Here is a 14,384-nt window from a genome sequence, read left to right as displayed (position 1 = left end):
CTAGATCCGCATCGGCATGACCACGTATTGAGCGTCCTGACTGTCAAAATCCTCAATAATGGCACTGCTGATGGAATCGCTCAGGCTGACCCGGATCTGGTCACATTTTAACGTATTCAGCACGTCGAGCACATACGAGACGTTGAACCCTATCTCCAGCTCGCTGGCGTCATATTGTACGTCAAGCAGCTCCTCGGCTTCTTCCTGTTCCGGGTTGTTGGCGGTGATCCGCAGTAAATTTTGCTGCAGATTGAGACGCACCCCACGGAATTTCTCGTTGGAGAGAATGGCGGCACGGGAGAACGCCTGACGCATGTCTTCCCGCCCGGCGATCAGGGCCTTGTCGCTGCCACGGGGGATGACCCGGCGCCAATCGGGGAAGCGACCATCCACCAGCTTGGAGGTGAAGATGAAGCCATCGAGGGCGGCGCGCAGGTTGCTGCGGCCTACTTGCAGCCGTACCGGCTTGTCCTCCGCCTCCAGCAGGCGCACCAGTTCCAGCACCCCTTTACGGGGCAGTATGACCTGATGATCGGGCAGCGATTCCTGCACCACCTCCCGGCGGCAGGTGGCCAGCCGGTGACCGTCGGTCGCCACGGTACGCAGGCCGTGACCTTCGCTCTCGAACAGCATGCCGTTCAGGTAATAACGCACATCCTGGCTCGCCATGGAGAACTGGGTCGCCTCGATGAGTTTTTTAAGCTCCAGCTGGCTGATGTCGAACTCGAGCACGGACTCCCAGTCTTCGATGTTCGGGTATTCGGTCGCCGGCAGGGTCGACAGGTTGAAGCGGGAGCGGCCGGAGCGAATGATCAGCCGCTCGCCTTCGGTGTTGAGACGGATGTCGGCCCCTTCCGGCAGACCACGGCAGATATCCAGCAGCTTGCGCGCCGGTACCGTGGTGCGTCCATCCTGGCTGGCGCCCTCGAGATGGACCTGGCCTATCATCTCCACTTCGAGATCGGTCCCGGTCAGCGACAGCAGACCATGGCTCACATCGAGCAGGACGTTGCCGAGGATGGGCAGTGTCGGTCGGCCACCCAGGGCGCCCGACACCAGTTGCAGGGGACGTAACAGGGCCTCGCGGCTAATTTCGAGCTGCATCTGTGCTCTCCGTTGCTAGTAGGAGGAAAGGGTTGGCATATTCGAGCTGCATCTGTGCACTCCGTTCCGTTATCAGGACGAAAGGGTACGGATCAGGTTGGAATAGTCTTCCTTGATGTCGTGACTCTCCTCCTTCAGCTGCTCTATCTTGCGGCAGGCATGAAGAACGGTGGTGTGGTCACGGCCACCGAAGGCATCCCCTATTTCCGGCAAACTGTGGTTGGTCAGCTCCTTGGCCAGGGCCATGGCGAGCTGACGCGGGCGGGCAACGGAACGTGAGCGCCGTTTGGATAGCAGATCCGCCAACTTGATCTTGTAGTATTCCGCCACCGTCTTCTGGATGTTGTCGATGGTGACCAGCTTCTCCTGCAAAGCCAGCAGATCTCGCAACGCCTCGCGCACGAAGTCGATGTTGATGGCACGGCCGGTGAAATTGGCGTTGGCGATGACCCGGTTGAGGGCGCCTTCCAGCTCACGGACGTTGGATCGCAGCCGCTTGGCGATGAAGAAGGCCACCTCGTCCGGCAGGTGGATCTGGTTCTCGTCCGCCTTGCGCATCAGGATCGCGACCCGGGTCTCCAGCTCCGGCGGCTCGATCGCCACCGTCAGGCCCCAGCCGAAGCGGGACTTGAGGCGATCCTCGACACCGTTGATCTCCTTCGGGTAACGGTCCGAGGTCAGGATGATCTGCTGGTTGCCTTCAAGCAGGGCATTGAAGGTGTGGAAGAACTCCTCCTGGGAGCGCTCCTTGTTGGCGAAGAACTGGATGTCATCGATGAGCAGGGCATCGACGCTACGGTAATAACGCTTGAACTCTTCAATGGCGTTATTCTGCAGCGCCTTCACCATGTCTTGCACGAACCGCTCCGAGTGCATGTAGATGACCTTGGCGTCCTTCTTGCGATCCTTGATGGCATTGCCAACCGCATGGAGCAGGTGGGTCTTGCCCAGACCGGTACCACCATAGAGGAACAGAGGGTTGTAGGCACCACCCGGATTGTCGGCCACCTGACGGGCCGCCGCACGAGCCAACTGGTTGGACTTGCCCTCGACGAAATTCTCGAAGGTATAGTTCACGTTGGTGTTGCTCTTGTGGTTCGGCTCCGGCTTGGCTTCGTCCTTGCTTTCCCAGCTCTTCTGCAAGTTATTCACAGGCGCGGCGCCGCGCACCGGTGCTCTGGCAACGGCGACGGGGTGGGGACGATTTCCTATATCAAAACGCAAGGCGGGGCCATCAACGCCACAGATCTCGTTGATGATGCCATTGACCCGGAGCAGGTACTTGTCACGTACCCAGTCCAGGACGAAGCGATTCGGTGCATACAGGGTCAGAGTATTGTCACTCAACTCCGCTTGAAGCGGCCGGATCCACATGCTGAATTCTGCCGAGGGCAATTCATCTTGCAGCCGGTTAAGGCACTGCTGCCATAGCGAAGCAGTCACTCTAGACTCCCGTTTATTGATTAGCTAAAGACCGGCTATTCTACGTTTTTAACCGCTGGATCTCTAGCCGCCAGCTCGTGGATCCAGCAAATAAGATCCTTGACTTTCAAGGATCCAACGGCTCAGGATCCCATTTCATCCCCAAACTTACCCACAGCATGAACCAGGCTGGATCCGGGGTGATTCAGGGTTATTTGATATAACTAAATAAGATTTATTTTTCAGAGTTTATTCCAATAAAATTCACTCAACATCAGTCATTAAAACTAAAAGCACAGAACAACAGAGAGAGGTAACCCATGTCTTCATCCATCAAGCTGGTGTCCGGCGCCGCCATACTGCTGGCCATGCTCAGTGGCCAGGCCGTCGCCCAGGAGACCATCAAGGTCGGTATGTCTGGCAAATATTTCCCGTTCACCTTCGTCAAGCAGGACAAGCTGCAGGGCTTTGAGGTGGACATGTGGAACCAGATTGGCGAGCGCACCGGTTACAAGGTCGAGTTCGTCACCGCCAGCTTCTCCGGCCTGTTCGGCATGCTGGAAACGGGCCGGGTCGATACCATCTCCAACCAGATCACCATCACAGACGAGCGCAAGGCCAAGTACGACTTCTCTCAGCCCTACGTCTATGACGGTGCCCAGATAGTGGTGCGCAAAGGCAACAGCACCATCCATGGCATCAAGGACCTGGAAGGCAAGAAGGTCGCGGTGAACCTGGGCTCCAACTTCGAGGAGCTGCTGCGCAAGAACGATCCGGACAACAAGATGGACATCCGCACCTATGACTCCGCCTTCGAGCAGGATGTCGCCCTGGGTCGCATCGATGCCTTCGTGATGGACCGCGTCTCCACCGCCCAGCTGATCAAGGAATCCAAGCTGCCGCTGCAACAGGCAGGCAAGCCGTTCGAGACCATAGAGAACGCCCTGCCCTTCCTGAAGACCCCCAAGCAGCAGGCGCTGCTGGCCAAGGTTGACGAGGCGCTGACCGCCATGCGCAAAGACGGCTCGCTCAAGCAGATCTCCGAGAAGTGGTTCGCGGCGGACATCACCAGCAAATAAATGATGGAATTCGATCTCGCGTACACGCTGGGGCTGTTTCCGATCCTGCTCAAATACCTGGGCACGACCATGGAAATGGCCCTGTGGGGTTTCGTACTGGCACTCGTGCTGTCGCTGATGTTGGCGATAGTGCGGGTGTTTCGCGTTCCCGTCATTCACTGGCTGGCGATCCTCTATATCTCGTTCTTTCGAGGTACTCCGCTGCTCGTCCAGCTGTTCCTGCTCTATTACGGGCTGCCGCAACTCTTCCCCATCTTCGTGGGAATGGATGCCTTTACCGCCGCCATCGTCGGTCTGACCCTGCACTTCGCCGCCTACATGGCGGAATCCATCCGCGCCGCCATCCTGGGCATCCACAAGAGCCAGATGGAAGCGGCCCTCAGCATCGGCATGAGCAAGCTGCAGGCGATGCAGCGCATCATACTGCCCCAGGCAGCCCGCATCGCGACGCCGTCCCTGATGAACTACTTCATCGACATGATCAAGAGCACCTCCCTGGCATTTACCCTGGGGGTGGCCGAGATCATGGGCAAGGCGCAGATGGAGGCCTCCTCCTCCTTCAAGTTCTTCGAGAGCTTCATGGCGGTGGCCCTGGTCTACTGGGTGGTGGTCATCTTCTTCACCCGCTTGCAGCACCTGCTGGAAGTCCGTCTCAATCGAGCCTACTGAGGGACAACTCATGATCAAACTGAGCGGCCTCACCAAGGCATTCGATGACAATGTTGTGCTCAACAACATAGATCTGGAGATAAAGAAGGGGGAGATAGTCGTCATCATAGGGCCGTCCGGTACCGGAAAATCGACCCTGTTGCGCTGTCTCAACCTGCTGGAAACCCCGGATGCGGGTCGGCTGGCCATCGATGATATCCAGCTCGATCTGGCCAATGCCAGCGAACGGGAAGCCATAGAGCTGCGCAAGCGGGCCTCCTTCGTGTTCCAGAACTATGCCCTGTTCGCCAACAAGACGGCGCTGGACAACATAGCCGAGGGGCTGATCACCGTCTGGAAGCAACCCAAGGCGGAGGCTCGTGCCACGGCGCTCGGCATCCTCAAGGACATAGGTCTCGCCGAGAAGCAGGATGCCTACCCGGCCTCCCTGTCCGGCGGTCAGCAGCAGCGGGTCGGCATAGGCCGCGCCATGGCGGCCCACTCCAAGGTGATCCTGTTCGACGAGCCCACCTCGGCCCTCGACCCAGAGTGGGTGGACGAGGTGCTGGGGCTGATGAAACAACTCGCCCGCCAGCACCAGACCATGGTGGTGGTCACCCATGAGATCGAGTTCGCCCGCGACGTCGCGGATCGGGTGATCTTCATGGAGGGAGGCAGGATCGTGGAGCAGGGCCCGCCGGATCAGATACTGGTCAATCCGGTGGATCCTCGCACCCGGGAGTTCCTGCGCAAGGTGCTGAAATCCTGAGTTCTGGGCGGCCTGGCCGCCTTTTTTCATGGAGGATCCTTGTTAAACCCGGGCGGGCCAGTATAATCCGGAGCCCGCGATCCTCTGGATCCTGTGCCGGCCTTCGACTTATTTCACGGTCGATGACCGATACCGGCTTCGGCGGATTGACTAAAAGCCGAACTCTGTTTAGAATTCGGCCTCTTTTGCTAGTCGTCACACGCTATAGCTGGCGCGTCGGCTAAGTGTGACAATCAAAACTGTACAGTTATACGGAATCGAATCATGAAACGTACTTTTCAACCGTCCAACCTGAAGCGCAAGCGCTCTCACGGTTTCCGCGCCCGCATGGCTACCGCCAACGGTCGCAAAGTTCTGGCCGCTCGTCGTGCCAAGGGTCGTGCCCGCCTGGTAGTCTAATGCCTACCCAGCACACCTTCTCTCGGGAGTTACGTCTGTTAACTCCCGAACACTTCAAACGCGTTTTCGCCGAGCCTGTCCGGGCCGCTTCCCCGCAAATAACGCTTCTCGCCTGTCCCAATACTCTCGAACATCCCCGTCTTGGTCTCGCCGTGCCCAAAAAAGCACTCAAGCGTGCCGTCTGGCGTAATCGTGTCAAACGAGTGGTCCGGGAAAGTTTCCGCCTCAATCAAGCCAACCTGCCCGCTATCGACATCGTCGTGATCGCCAAGGCCGGCGTGAAGGAGATGGATAACGAGGAACTGTTCAAGTTACTGGAAAAGCTATGGCGCACTCTGTCACGCCGTTGCAATGGGTAGCTATCAAACTGATACGCCTGTATCAGCTAATCATTAGTCCCCTGCTCGGGCCGCGCTGCCGTTTCACCCCGACTTGTTCCCAATTTGCGATAGAAGCAATCCGACTTCACGGTTTCATAAAAGGCGTTTGGTTAGCCAGCAAACGTCTATTAAAATGCCATCCCTTATCCGAGGGTGGTTATGACCCGGTTCCGCAACCAAAGCGAAGAAACTGAAGACTATGCAATCACAACGCAATCTACTCCTGATCGGTTTGCTGTTCGTGAGCTTCCTGCTCTGGCAACAGTGGGAGTCCGACAAGGCTCCGAAGCCGGCCCCTGTGGCCCAAACCGAACATTTCGTGCCTGAAGCCGGTCAGACCGGTGATATTCCTCAGGTTTCCGAGCAAGCAACCACTGCCAATGCCGTCCGCAAGCTGGTCACCGTCTCCTCCGACGTGCTCAAGCTGACCCTGGACACCCAGGGTGGTGACATCGTCTCTGCCGAACTGCTGTCCCACAAGCTGGTAGAAGGCAAGGAGCAGCCGTTCGTGCTGCTGACCAGCCAGCCCCAGCATATCTATGTCGCCCAGAGCGGTCTGGTGGGTCGTGATGGCCCGGACAGCCGTACCGAAGGCCGTCCCACCTATGAAGCCGCCCAGACCAGCTACCAGCTGGCCGACGGTCAGGATCAGATCGTGGTTCCCATGACCTGGACCGACAGCAAGGGCGTGGTCTTCACCAAGGAGTTCGTGCTCAAGCGCGGTGATTACGCCGTGGGCGTCGATTACAAGATCGACAACAAGTCTGCCGATCCGGTCCAGGTACAGTTCTACGGTCAGCTCAAGCAGACCATGACCACGCCCAAGGATCAGGAAGGTCATGCCATGGTGGCCAGTGCCTACCGCGGTGGCGCCTTCTCCAGCGAAGACACCCGCTACAAGAAGTACACCTTCGACGAGATGAAGGATGCCGACCTGAACAAGACCACCCAGGGTGGTTGGGTCGCCATGCTGCAACACTACTTCGTCTCAGCCTGGACCCCCAACGCCAACGAGGCCAACAGCTTCTACAGCCGCGTGATCCCGGGCAAGGACCAGGCCATCATCGGCTACAAGGCCCCCATGGTTGACGTGGCAGCCGGCCAGCAGGCCGAAGTGACCAGCAAGCTGTGGGTCGGTCCCAAGCTGCAGGATCAGATGGCCAAGGTGGCAAACCACCTGGATCTGACCGTCGACTACGGCTGGCTCTGGTTCATCGCCCAGCCGCTGCACTGGCTGCTGACAGTGTTCCACGGCTTCGTCGGCAACTGGGGTGTGGCCATCATCATGCTGACCCTGCTGGTACGCGGCATCATGTTCCCGCTGACCAAGGCCCAGTACACCTCCATGGCCAAGATGCGCATGCTCCAGCCCAAGCTGGCTGCGCTCAAGGAACGCTTCGGTGACGATCGCCAGAAGATGTCCCAGGGCATGATGGAGCTGTACAAGAAGGAGAAGGTCAACCCGCTCGGTGGCTGTCTGCCGATCCTGGTGCAGATGCCCATCTTCATCGCCCTGTACTGGGCACTGATGGAGTCTGTCGAGCTGCGTCACGCGCCGTTTGCCCTGTGGATCACCGACCTGTCGGTGAAGGACCCCTTCTTCGTGCTGCCGATCCTCATGGGTGCCTCCATGTGGTATCTGCAGAAGATGAGCCCGACCACCATCACGGACCCCATGCAGCAGAAGGTGATGCAGTTCATGCCGATCATCTTCACCTTCATGTTCCTCTGGTTCCCGGCAGGCCTGACCCTGTACTGGCTGGTGAGCAACGTCATCTCCATTACCCAGCAGACCATCATCTATCGTCAGCTGGAGAAGAAAGGGCTGCACACTCGCACCTGATCTTCCCCCTGATGACAAAAGAGGCGGCCTTCGGGCCGCCTTTTTTATTACAATGTCCGCAATTACCGAACAGACGAGTCAAGCAAGATGACAACAGAGACCATAGTGGCCCAGGCCACCGCCCCCGGCCGTGGCGGCGTCGGCATAGTCCGCGTCTCAGGCCCCGCCGCCGAGCGGGTCGCCGAGACCGTGCTCGGCAAGCTTCCCCGGGTACGCTATGCCGAATATCTGCCGTTCAAGGACGAGCAGGGCCAGCCGCTGGATCAGGGCATAGCCCTGCTGTTCAAGGCCCCCAACAGCTTCACCGGCGAGGATGTACTGGAGCTGCAAGGCCACGGCGGTCCCGTCATCCTGGACATGCTGATCCGCCGTATCCTGCAGATCGAGGGCATCCGCCCCGCCCGTCCCGGCGAGTTCAGCGAGCGCGCCTTCCTCAACGACAAGCTGGATCTGGCCCAGGCCGAGGCCATCGCCGATCTGATCGAAGCCTCCAGCGAGCAGGCCGCCCGCAGCGCCATGCACTCCCTGCAGGGCCAGTTCTCCGGCAAGATCCAGCAGCTGGTGGAGAGTCTCACCCGGCTGCGCATCTATGTGGAAGCCGCCATCGACTTCCCGGACGAGGAGATCGACTTCCTCTCAGACGGCAAGGTGGCGGGGGATCTGTACGCCATCATGGACGAGCTGGATGCGGTGCGCGGCGAGGCCAAGCAGGGCGCCCTGCTGCGGGAAGGGATGAAGGTGGTGATCGCCGGCCGTCCCAACGCCGGCAAGTCCAGCCTGCTCAACGCCCTGGCCGGCCGCGAATCTGCCATCGTCACCGAAATTGCCGGCACCACCCGGGACGTACTGCGCGAGCACATTCATCTCGATGGCATGCCGCTGCACATCATCGACACAGCGGGCCTGCGCGATACCCAGGACAAGGTGGAGCAGATCGGCATCGAGCGCGCCTGGGCCGAAATAGAACAGGCCGATCGGGTGCTGTTCATGGTGGATGGCACCACCACGGACGCGGTCGACCCGCGGGAAATCTGGCCGGAATTCGTCGATCGGTTGCCAAAAAACATCGGCCTCACCGTGGTGCGCAACAAGGCCGACCTGACCGGCGAAGATCTGGCGCCGAGCGAAGAGCTGGGCCACGCCGTCTACCGCATCTCCGCCAAGACGGAGCTGGGGCTGCCCGCCCTGCGTGAGCACCTGAAAGCCTGCATGGGCTTTCAGGGCAACACAGAGGGGGGCTTCATGGCCCGTCGCCGCCACCTGGACGCCCTGGAGCGCGCCGCCGAGCGGCTGCTGGTGGCCAGGGAGCAGCTCGAGGTCTATGTGGCTGGCGAGCTGGTGGCCGAGGAGCTGCGTCTGGCGCAGGAGTCCCTCTCCGAGATCACCGGCGAGTTCAGCTCCGACGATCTGCTGGGGCGCATCTTCTCGAGTTTTTGCATCGGCAAGTAATGTGGTGAAAAATCAGCAATAAAAAGCAGCCATAAAGAACATAAGACATTGTAAATATTGGACTTTGTTTTTTACTGGCTGTTCTTACCTGATCTTGTTTCGTGAGAATTTACCCCGAGAGTACCCCGAAGTAACCTCTTGGGGTACTTTTGGGGGACACTCATGAAGATCAGCATCGAATACCGCGCACCGGACGCCGAAGGCAAGCGCACTGCGCGCTTAACCTACTACGCCGGCTCCTACCTTGATCCCGCCACAGGCATCCGCAAGCACAAGCGCAGCAGAGAGACCCTGGATCTCTTCCTGTACGACAAGCCGCGTACCCCGGCACAGCGGCTTCACAACAAAGAAACCCAGCGGGCAGCGGAAGCCATTCGCGCCAAGCGGCTCTTCGAATACGAGACCGGCAAACACCATCTGGATTTATCGAGCGCCCACAAGGCCAGCTTCTTTGAGTACTTCCAGGAAGTGACCGACCAAAAGGCGGCAGGCAGCAAGAGCAACTATTCCATCTGGGTGTCTACCCTCAAGCATTTGCGCCAGTACCATAAACTGCCTGATTTGACTTTCGAGGAGGTCGATCAGCTGTTCCTGGAGGGTTTTCGGCACTACCTGATGCACAAGGCCCGCACCAAAAGCGGCACGCCACTGAGCCGCAACACCCAAAGTGCCTACTTCAACAAGTTGAGGGCAGCCCTGAACCAAGCAGAGCAGGAGCGGCTGCTGATGGATAATCCGGTACGACGCGTCAAAGTCATCCAGGGAGAGAAGAACAAGCGCGTTTACCTGACCGAAGACGAGGTACGAGCCCTGGCCCAGGCCGAATGCCGCTATGACGTTCTTAAGCGCGCCTTTCTGTTCTCCTGCTGCACTGGCTTGCGCTGGTCCGACATTCACAAGCTAACCTGGGCAGAGCTTGAGCCCTTCTACGGCCATTACCGAATCGTCTTCACCCAGAAGAAGACTAGCGGCCTGCAATACCTGGATTTGAATGACATGGCGATGCAGCTGATGGGGCGCCCAGGCAAGGCAACAGAGCGGATCTTCAAGGGCCTCAAGTACTCGGCTTGGCACAACATGGAGCTCACCCGGTGGGCGTTGCAGGCCGGGATCACCAAGAAGGTCACCTTCCACAGCGCACGCCATACCTTCGCCGTCATCCAGCTTAACCGCGGCGTCGATATCTATGCCCTCTCCCGCTTGCTGGGGCACAGTGAGCTGAGAACTACCGAGATCTATGCCGACATCCTTGAATCGCGGCGCCGAGATGCCATGCTCCATTTCCCCAACGTATTGGAGTGATAGAAGATGGGACGCACCCTTGACGAGATCCTGGCCTGTGAGAAGCCTGAGGTGGTCGCAGCCGCCAGGCAGCAGGCGGAGCAGTTGCTTGGCCAGTTACCAAAAGAGGCAGAACCTGGCCAGGAAGAGCCAACAAAAGCGCCGGCGCCACCCAGCGCTGGTGTAGATGATCTTAGATAATCTAGATCGGATTTCAGGATCGCCCTGCAGCCCAAGTAGCACCTGGGTTTCGCTCAATTGGTTTGTGACCATTATCGTGAGCTTTGTGACCACTTTCGTGATGGTCTGTGACCATTATCGTGATAGCGCAGGCCGGCCTATGGTGAACCGCCCCTTGGCATGTTCATTTATTGACCAACCCAGTTCAGCCAGTTCATCCAGTGCCTTGCGGACTCGCGATTGCCGCTTGCGGTGGGTGGCCATGCTTGCCTCCTCAGGAAAGACATAAGCGACCAAGGTGTCTAATTGCACCACTCTACTCTGGCCACCATCGACCCAGGCACATAGCCGCTGATGCAACAATCTGGTGATGCTGCCATTCAGGCGCCGCACTTCTGTCATGTCGATACGAACATGACGACCAGTGCCCATAATGGCGGAGGTCAGCAAAGGATTGAGCGCCACAAAGAGCCCGTCGGTCAGGGCATCGCTGGCATAGTTCGCCAGCAGACGAAAACCGCTGCGCTGGCCAGCCACCTGCGCTATTACTGACACCTTCCACAACCGCTCGACACAGCGGCGCACCGTGTTGGTGTCACGAGGGTTGGCGTAGCCAACCTCCTTGGCCAGTTTGCGCAGGCTGCTTTTGACCACCAAGACGCGTTGCTGATTGGCGGCCCAGCGAGGCTCTAACAGGGTCCGTAAGGTGTTACCCTCCCCAGTAGCGGCAATGGGTTCGATGATGGCGCTGTAGTCCTCGATACCAGCCAGGGCAACCAGCCCCTGAAGCACGCGAAGGTCATCGGCACCCAGCGGCTCTGGCCCGGAAAACTCAATCTGATTGCCCCCACCGAATCGATACACCACATCCAGCTTGTCTCGGCGGCGCTGGCCACGAGAGATGGCTCTGAACAATCCTGGAGCCAGGCAGTGCATATGGTCGTGCCGGGCATGGGTCAATTCAAAGCAAGGCACGTTTGCCTCCCGCTCGGCGTGTTACGTCCAACCTGGCAGGGCGCAGCAGGCCATCTTCTTCTCGCACCAGCCAGCGCTCTGGTAGTGGCGGCACATAGTTGCTTTTACTAACCCCAAACCGCACGTAGCGATGGCTCTGCTGTGCCGACACGCTCAGCTGCTGCGCCTCCTTCCTGGTCATGGTGGCGAGGTAGCCCTGCCAGCGGACATTGTCTACCAGCACAGACGAACCACGGCTGGCCTGCTGCTGATCGCCAACCTCCTGGAAGGCGGCCAACTTGCTGGTGTGGTGCAAAAACAGCACGGCGCATCCCTGCCCCATGGCCAGCCGTTCCAACTGACCCAGCACCTGCGTCATGGCACAGGCCGCGTTCTCGTCGGCATTATGAAAACGCCGGAGGGTGTCGATAACGATCAACCTCACGCCCTCAGCCCAAAGGGCAATCGCTTCCAGCCATTGGCTGTCCAACAGGTTGGGGCTGGCTCCCTGAAGCGGTATCAACTTAAGGTCACGCTCAAGCGCCACACGCTGCCCTGCATCAAGGTTCTGACCCAAAGCGAACAAGCGGTGGTGTAGCACCGGCAGAGGGTCCTCGGCAGGCAGGTAGAGCACAGCTCCCTGTTCCAGCTTGCCAAGATCGAGCCAGTCCGGCCCGCCGGCTATCTGCATTGCCAACTGCAGTGCCAGCATGGATTTACCGGCACCGCCTGGTGACACCAAGGCTCCGACACAGCCCACCGGCAGCCCCGGTAAGACAAAGTCGATTGGCTTGGGAGGTTCGGTAAAGGCCGCCTGAAGATCAAGAGGCCAGTGAGATGCAATAAGCTCCCGCTCCATTACAGCCTCACAGCCCGCCATGACGGGCTTGCCGCACGTGCTTAGCCACATGCTCAGTGAGCTCTGAATCTGGGGAGATACGGTGAGAGAGCAACCAGTCCAGCAGTTCATCACGCTTAAAGTAGATCTTCTTACCCTGGGGCTTGTAATGCGGCAGGCGTTTTTCGCTAGTCAGCCGGTACACATAACCAACTGACACCCCTAGCAGCTCGGCACACTCTTCGGCACAAAGCACCTCCTTCAGCGCCTGCCCTTGCTGGCGTACCAGCTGTTTCAGCTCATAAAGCTCTTTCAGAATCGTCCCATTAGGATCGCTGTAAACTGACGGATTTTGTTCGCGCATGCAGATGGTCTCCTAGTTACAAACATCAGCATGCAAGAGCGTACCGGGAGCTTGGCGAAACCCTCGTCGCTGTAGTTGTCCGATTTGGGCACCAAGAGCGTTTTTTGCGGAGGGAAACTTTCACATGTGAAAGCCATACGTAAAACTTCATCTTCATTGATGCAAAAAAAGATCGAGCTTTGTGTTGACGGAACAGAGTCTCATCATAGACACTGGCCAAAGCATCATTAACGATGACGAGAAATTTTGTGAGATTAAAGCTGCATCAAATAGCCACAATCAGCGCCGGTTATCCGTTTCGCGGCAAGATCCCTGAGCACCCCGAGGGGAGTCTGACCGTGGTGCAGATGAAAGACACCTCGTCAGTGTTTGGTGTCGATTGGTCCGGCTGCTTGCGCAGTGAAGCAACGGGCAAGAAAGCGCCGGACTGGCTGCAAACCGGGGATATTCTGGTCGCGGCGCGAGGCAATCAAAACTATGCCGTGCTGGTTGATACCCGGCATGCCCTAATGCCAGCTGTTGCAGCCCCGCACTTTTATGTGGTGCGGCCACAACCTGATGCACTGATACCGGAATTCCTTGCCTGGCAGCTCAATCAGCTGCCCTGCCAGCGTTACTTCGAACTGCATGCCGAAGGCACCCTCACCAAGAGCATTCGCCGTACCGTGCTGGAAGAGGCCCCCATCGCAGTCCCGCCACTCACCAGGCAACACGGTATCATCGCCATGGCCCATACCCTGCGCGAAGAACAGCGGTTGCTAGAAAAGCTCATCGAGAACGGCGAGCGCATGATGAATGCCATAGCCGCAGACTTATTCAACAAGGAGGTAGAGCAATGAACGAGCAGCATCAGCCTTTTGAGCAACTCAAGCAGCTAGATGAGCGAGGCATTGAATATTGGTCTGCCAGGGCTCTGTCCAAACTATTGGGCTACTCCGAATACCGCCACTTCCTGCCGGTGCTGACCAAGGCCAAGGAGGCATGTGACAACAGCGGCCTACCTGCCTCAGACCATTTCGAGGATATCCTCGCATTGGTCACTATTGGCTCAGGCGCCCAACGCGAGCTGCAGGACGTAAAGCTCTCCCGTTACGCCTGCTACCTGGTGGTACAAAATGGCGATCCATCCAAACCCGTCATAGCAGCAGGGCAAACCTACTTTGCTGTGCAAACTCGCCGCCAGGAGCTCGCCGACGACGAAGCCTTCAAGCAACTAAGGGAAGACGAGAAACGCCTATTCCTGCGCAATGAACTGAAAGAGCATAACAAGCAACTGGTCGAAGCGGCACAGCAGGCGGGTGTGGCAACAGGCCTGGATTTCGCCATCTTCCAAAACCACGGTTATCAGGGCCTGTACGGCGGCCTGGACCAAAAGGCTATTCACGCCAAAAAAGGGCTGAAGAAAAGCCAGAAGATCCTGGATCACATGGGCTCCACCGAGCTGGCTGCCAACCTCTTTCGCGCCACCCAAACAGAAGAAAAGCTGCGCCGCGATCAGGTTCAGGGCAAACGCCAGGCCAATGAAACGCACTTCGAGGTTGGCCGAAAGGTACGCCAAACCATAGCCGAGTTGGGAGGCACCATGCCCGAGAACCTGCCCACACCGGACAACAGCATCAAACAAATAGAATCTGCCGCCAAAAAGCTGCAGGACACATCGTCAGAGGATTAAGC

At 58.3% G+C, this 14,384-nt stretch carries 16 protein-coding genes; 11 read left to right on the top strand and 5 right to left on the bottom strand.

Going from position 1 to position 14,384, the window contains the following annotated elements; all coding sequences use genetic code 11:
- Positions 1 to 1,104 carry a DNA polymerase III subunit beta gene (dnaN, locus tag ACEUCR_RS15590; RefSeq protein ID WP_042000350.1) on the bottom strand — a complete coding sequence of 368 codons (1,104 nt, stop codon included), beginning with the start codon at positions 1,102 to 1,104 and terminating at the stop codon, positions 1 to 3.
- Positions 1,105 to 1,176: 72 nt separating this feature from the next.
- Positions 1,177 to 2,547: a chromosomal replication initiator protein DnaA gene (gene dnaA, locus ACEUCR_RS15585; RefSeq protein ID WP_042000353.1), complete on the bottom strand. Its 1,371-nt coding sequence runs from the start codon at positions 2,545 to 2,547 to the stop codon at positions 1,177 to 1,179.
- 299 nt (positions 2,548 to 2,846) lie between these two features.
- On the opposite strand from dnaA, the gene ACEUCR_RS15580 reads away from it, so the two are divergent.
- From ACEUCR_RS15580 to ACEUCR_RS15540, 9 genes are all read left to right on the top strand, one after another.
- Complete coding sequence (locus tag ACEUCR_RS15580) at positions 2,847 to 3,605, top strand: amino acid ABC transporter substrate-binding protein (RefSeq protein WP_392443736.1); 759 nt, start codon at positions 2,847 to 2,849, stop codon at positions 3,603 to 3,605.
- Positions 3,606 to 4,274, top strand: a complete 669-nt coding sequence (locus tag ACEUCR_RS15575) for an amino acid ABC transporter permease (RefSeq protein ID WP_111874393.1) — start codon at positions 3,606 to 3,608, stop codon at positions 4,272 to 4,274.
- Between the two features lie 10 nt (positions 4,275 to 4,284).
- The gene (locus tag ACEUCR_RS15570; protein WP_042000360.1) at positions 4,285 to 5,022 is read left to right on the top strand and encodes an amino acid ABC transporter ATP-binding protein; all 738 of its coding nucleotides are present in this window, start codon (positions 4,285 to 4,287) and stop codon (positions 5,020 to 5,022) included.
- Between the two features lie 264 nt (positions 5,023 to 5,286).
- Positions 5,287 to 5,421, top strand: coding sequence for a 50S ribosomal protein L34 (gene rpmH, locus ACEUCR_RS15565; RefSeq protein WP_005307156.1), 135 nt, complete (start codon positions 5,287 to 5,289; stop codon positions 5,419 to 5,421).
- On the top strand, positions 5,421 to 5,780 hold the full coding sequence (rnpA, locus tag ACEUCR_RS15560) for a ribonuclease P protein component (protein ID WP_011707927.1): 360 nt from the start codon (positions 5,421 to 5,423) through the stop codon (positions 5,778 to 5,780). Before rpmH ends, rnpA begins: the two co-directional genes overlap by 1 nt.
- Positions 5,747 to 5,995, top strand: coding sequence for a membrane protein insertion efficiency factor YidD (yidD, locus tag ACEUCR_RS15555; protein WP_010672280.1), 249 nt, complete (start codon positions 5,747 to 5,749; stop codon positions 5,993 to 5,995). Before rnpA ends, yidD begins: the two co-directional genes overlap by 34 nt.
- A 5-nt stretch (positions 5,996 to 6,000) precedes the next feature.
- Positions 6,001 to 7,644 carry a membrane protein insertase YidC gene (gene yidC / locus ACEUCR_RS15550; protein WP_408791321.1) on the top strand — a complete coding sequence of 548 codons (1,644 nt, stop codon included), beginning with the start codon at positions 6,001 to 6,003 and terminating at the stop codon, positions 7,642 to 7,644.
- A gap of 87 nt (positions 7,645 to 7,731) precedes the next feature.
- The gene (gene mnmE, locus ACEUCR_RS15545) at positions 7,732 to 9,093 is read left to right on the top strand and encodes a tRNA uridine-5-carboxymethylaminomethyl(34) synthesis GTPase MnmE (RefSeq protein WP_042000368.1); all 1,362 of its coding nucleotides are present in this window, start codon (positions 7,732 to 7,734) and stop codon (positions 9,091 to 9,093) included.
- Positions 9,094 to 9,255: 162 nt separating this feature from the next.
- Entirely contained in the window at positions 9,256 to 10,395 is a 1,140-nt protein-coding gene (locus tag ACEUCR_RS15540) for a site-specific integrase (RefSeq protein ID WP_134695581.1), read from the top strand.
- A gap of 294 nt (positions 10,396 to 10,689) precedes the next feature.
- Here the strand turns inward: ACEUCR_RS15540 and repC are convergent, their stop codons facing one another.
- Genes repC through ACEUCR_RS15525 form a run of 3 tightly spaced genes read right to left on the bottom strand, consistent with a single transcriptional unit; the run spans position 10,690 to position 12,710 of the window.
- The gene (repC, locus tag ACEUCR_RS15535; protein WP_232098026.1) at positions 10,690 to 11,469 is read right to left on the bottom strand and encodes a replication protein C, IncQ-type; all 780 of its coding nucleotides are present in this window, start codon (positions 11,467 to 11,469) and stop codon (positions 10,690 to 10,692) included.
- Positions 11,470 to 11,515: 46 nt separating this feature from the next.
- Entirely contained in the window at positions 11,516 to 12,367 is an 852-nt protein-coding gene (locus ACEUCR_RS15530; RefSeq protein ID WP_134695579.1) for a helicase RepA family protein, read from the bottom strand.
- 7 nt (positions 12,368 to 12,374) lie between these two features.
- Positions 12,375 to 12,710: a helix-turn-helix domain-containing protein gene (locus ACEUCR_RS15525; protein ID WP_134695578.1), complete on the bottom strand. Its 336-nt coding sequence runs from the start codon at positions 12,708 to 12,710 to the stop codon at positions 12,375 to 12,377.
- A gap of 248 nt (positions 12,711 to 12,958) precedes the next feature.
- Here ACEUCR_RS15525 and ACEUCR_RS15520 point away from each other — a divergent pair, with 248 nt between their 5' ends.
- Positions 12,959 to 13,549 carry a restriction endonuclease subunit S gene (locus ACEUCR_RS15520; protein ID WP_232098025.1) on the top strand — a complete coding sequence of 197 codons (591 nt, stop codon included), beginning with the start codon at positions 12,959 to 12,961 and terminating at the stop codon, positions 13,547 to 13,549.
- Entirely contained in the window at positions 13,546 to 14,382 is an 837-nt protein-coding gene (dinD, locus tag ACEUCR_RS15515; RefSeq protein ID WP_134997016.1) for a DNA damage-inducible protein D, read from the top strand. The genes ACEUCR_RS15520 and dinD overlap by 4 nt, the downstream gene beginning before the upstream one ends.
- Positions 14,383 to 14,384: the final 2 nt, after the last annotated feature.

Origin of the sequence: Aeromonas bivalvium (assembly GCF_046078285.1) — a bacterium.
In the GTDB taxonomy this organism is placed as follows: Bacteria; Pseudomonadota; Gammaproteobacteria; order Enterobacterales; family Aeromonadaceae; genus Aeromonas; species Aeromonas bivalvium.
This window is presented reverse-complemented; position numbering and strand designations above follow the sequence as displayed.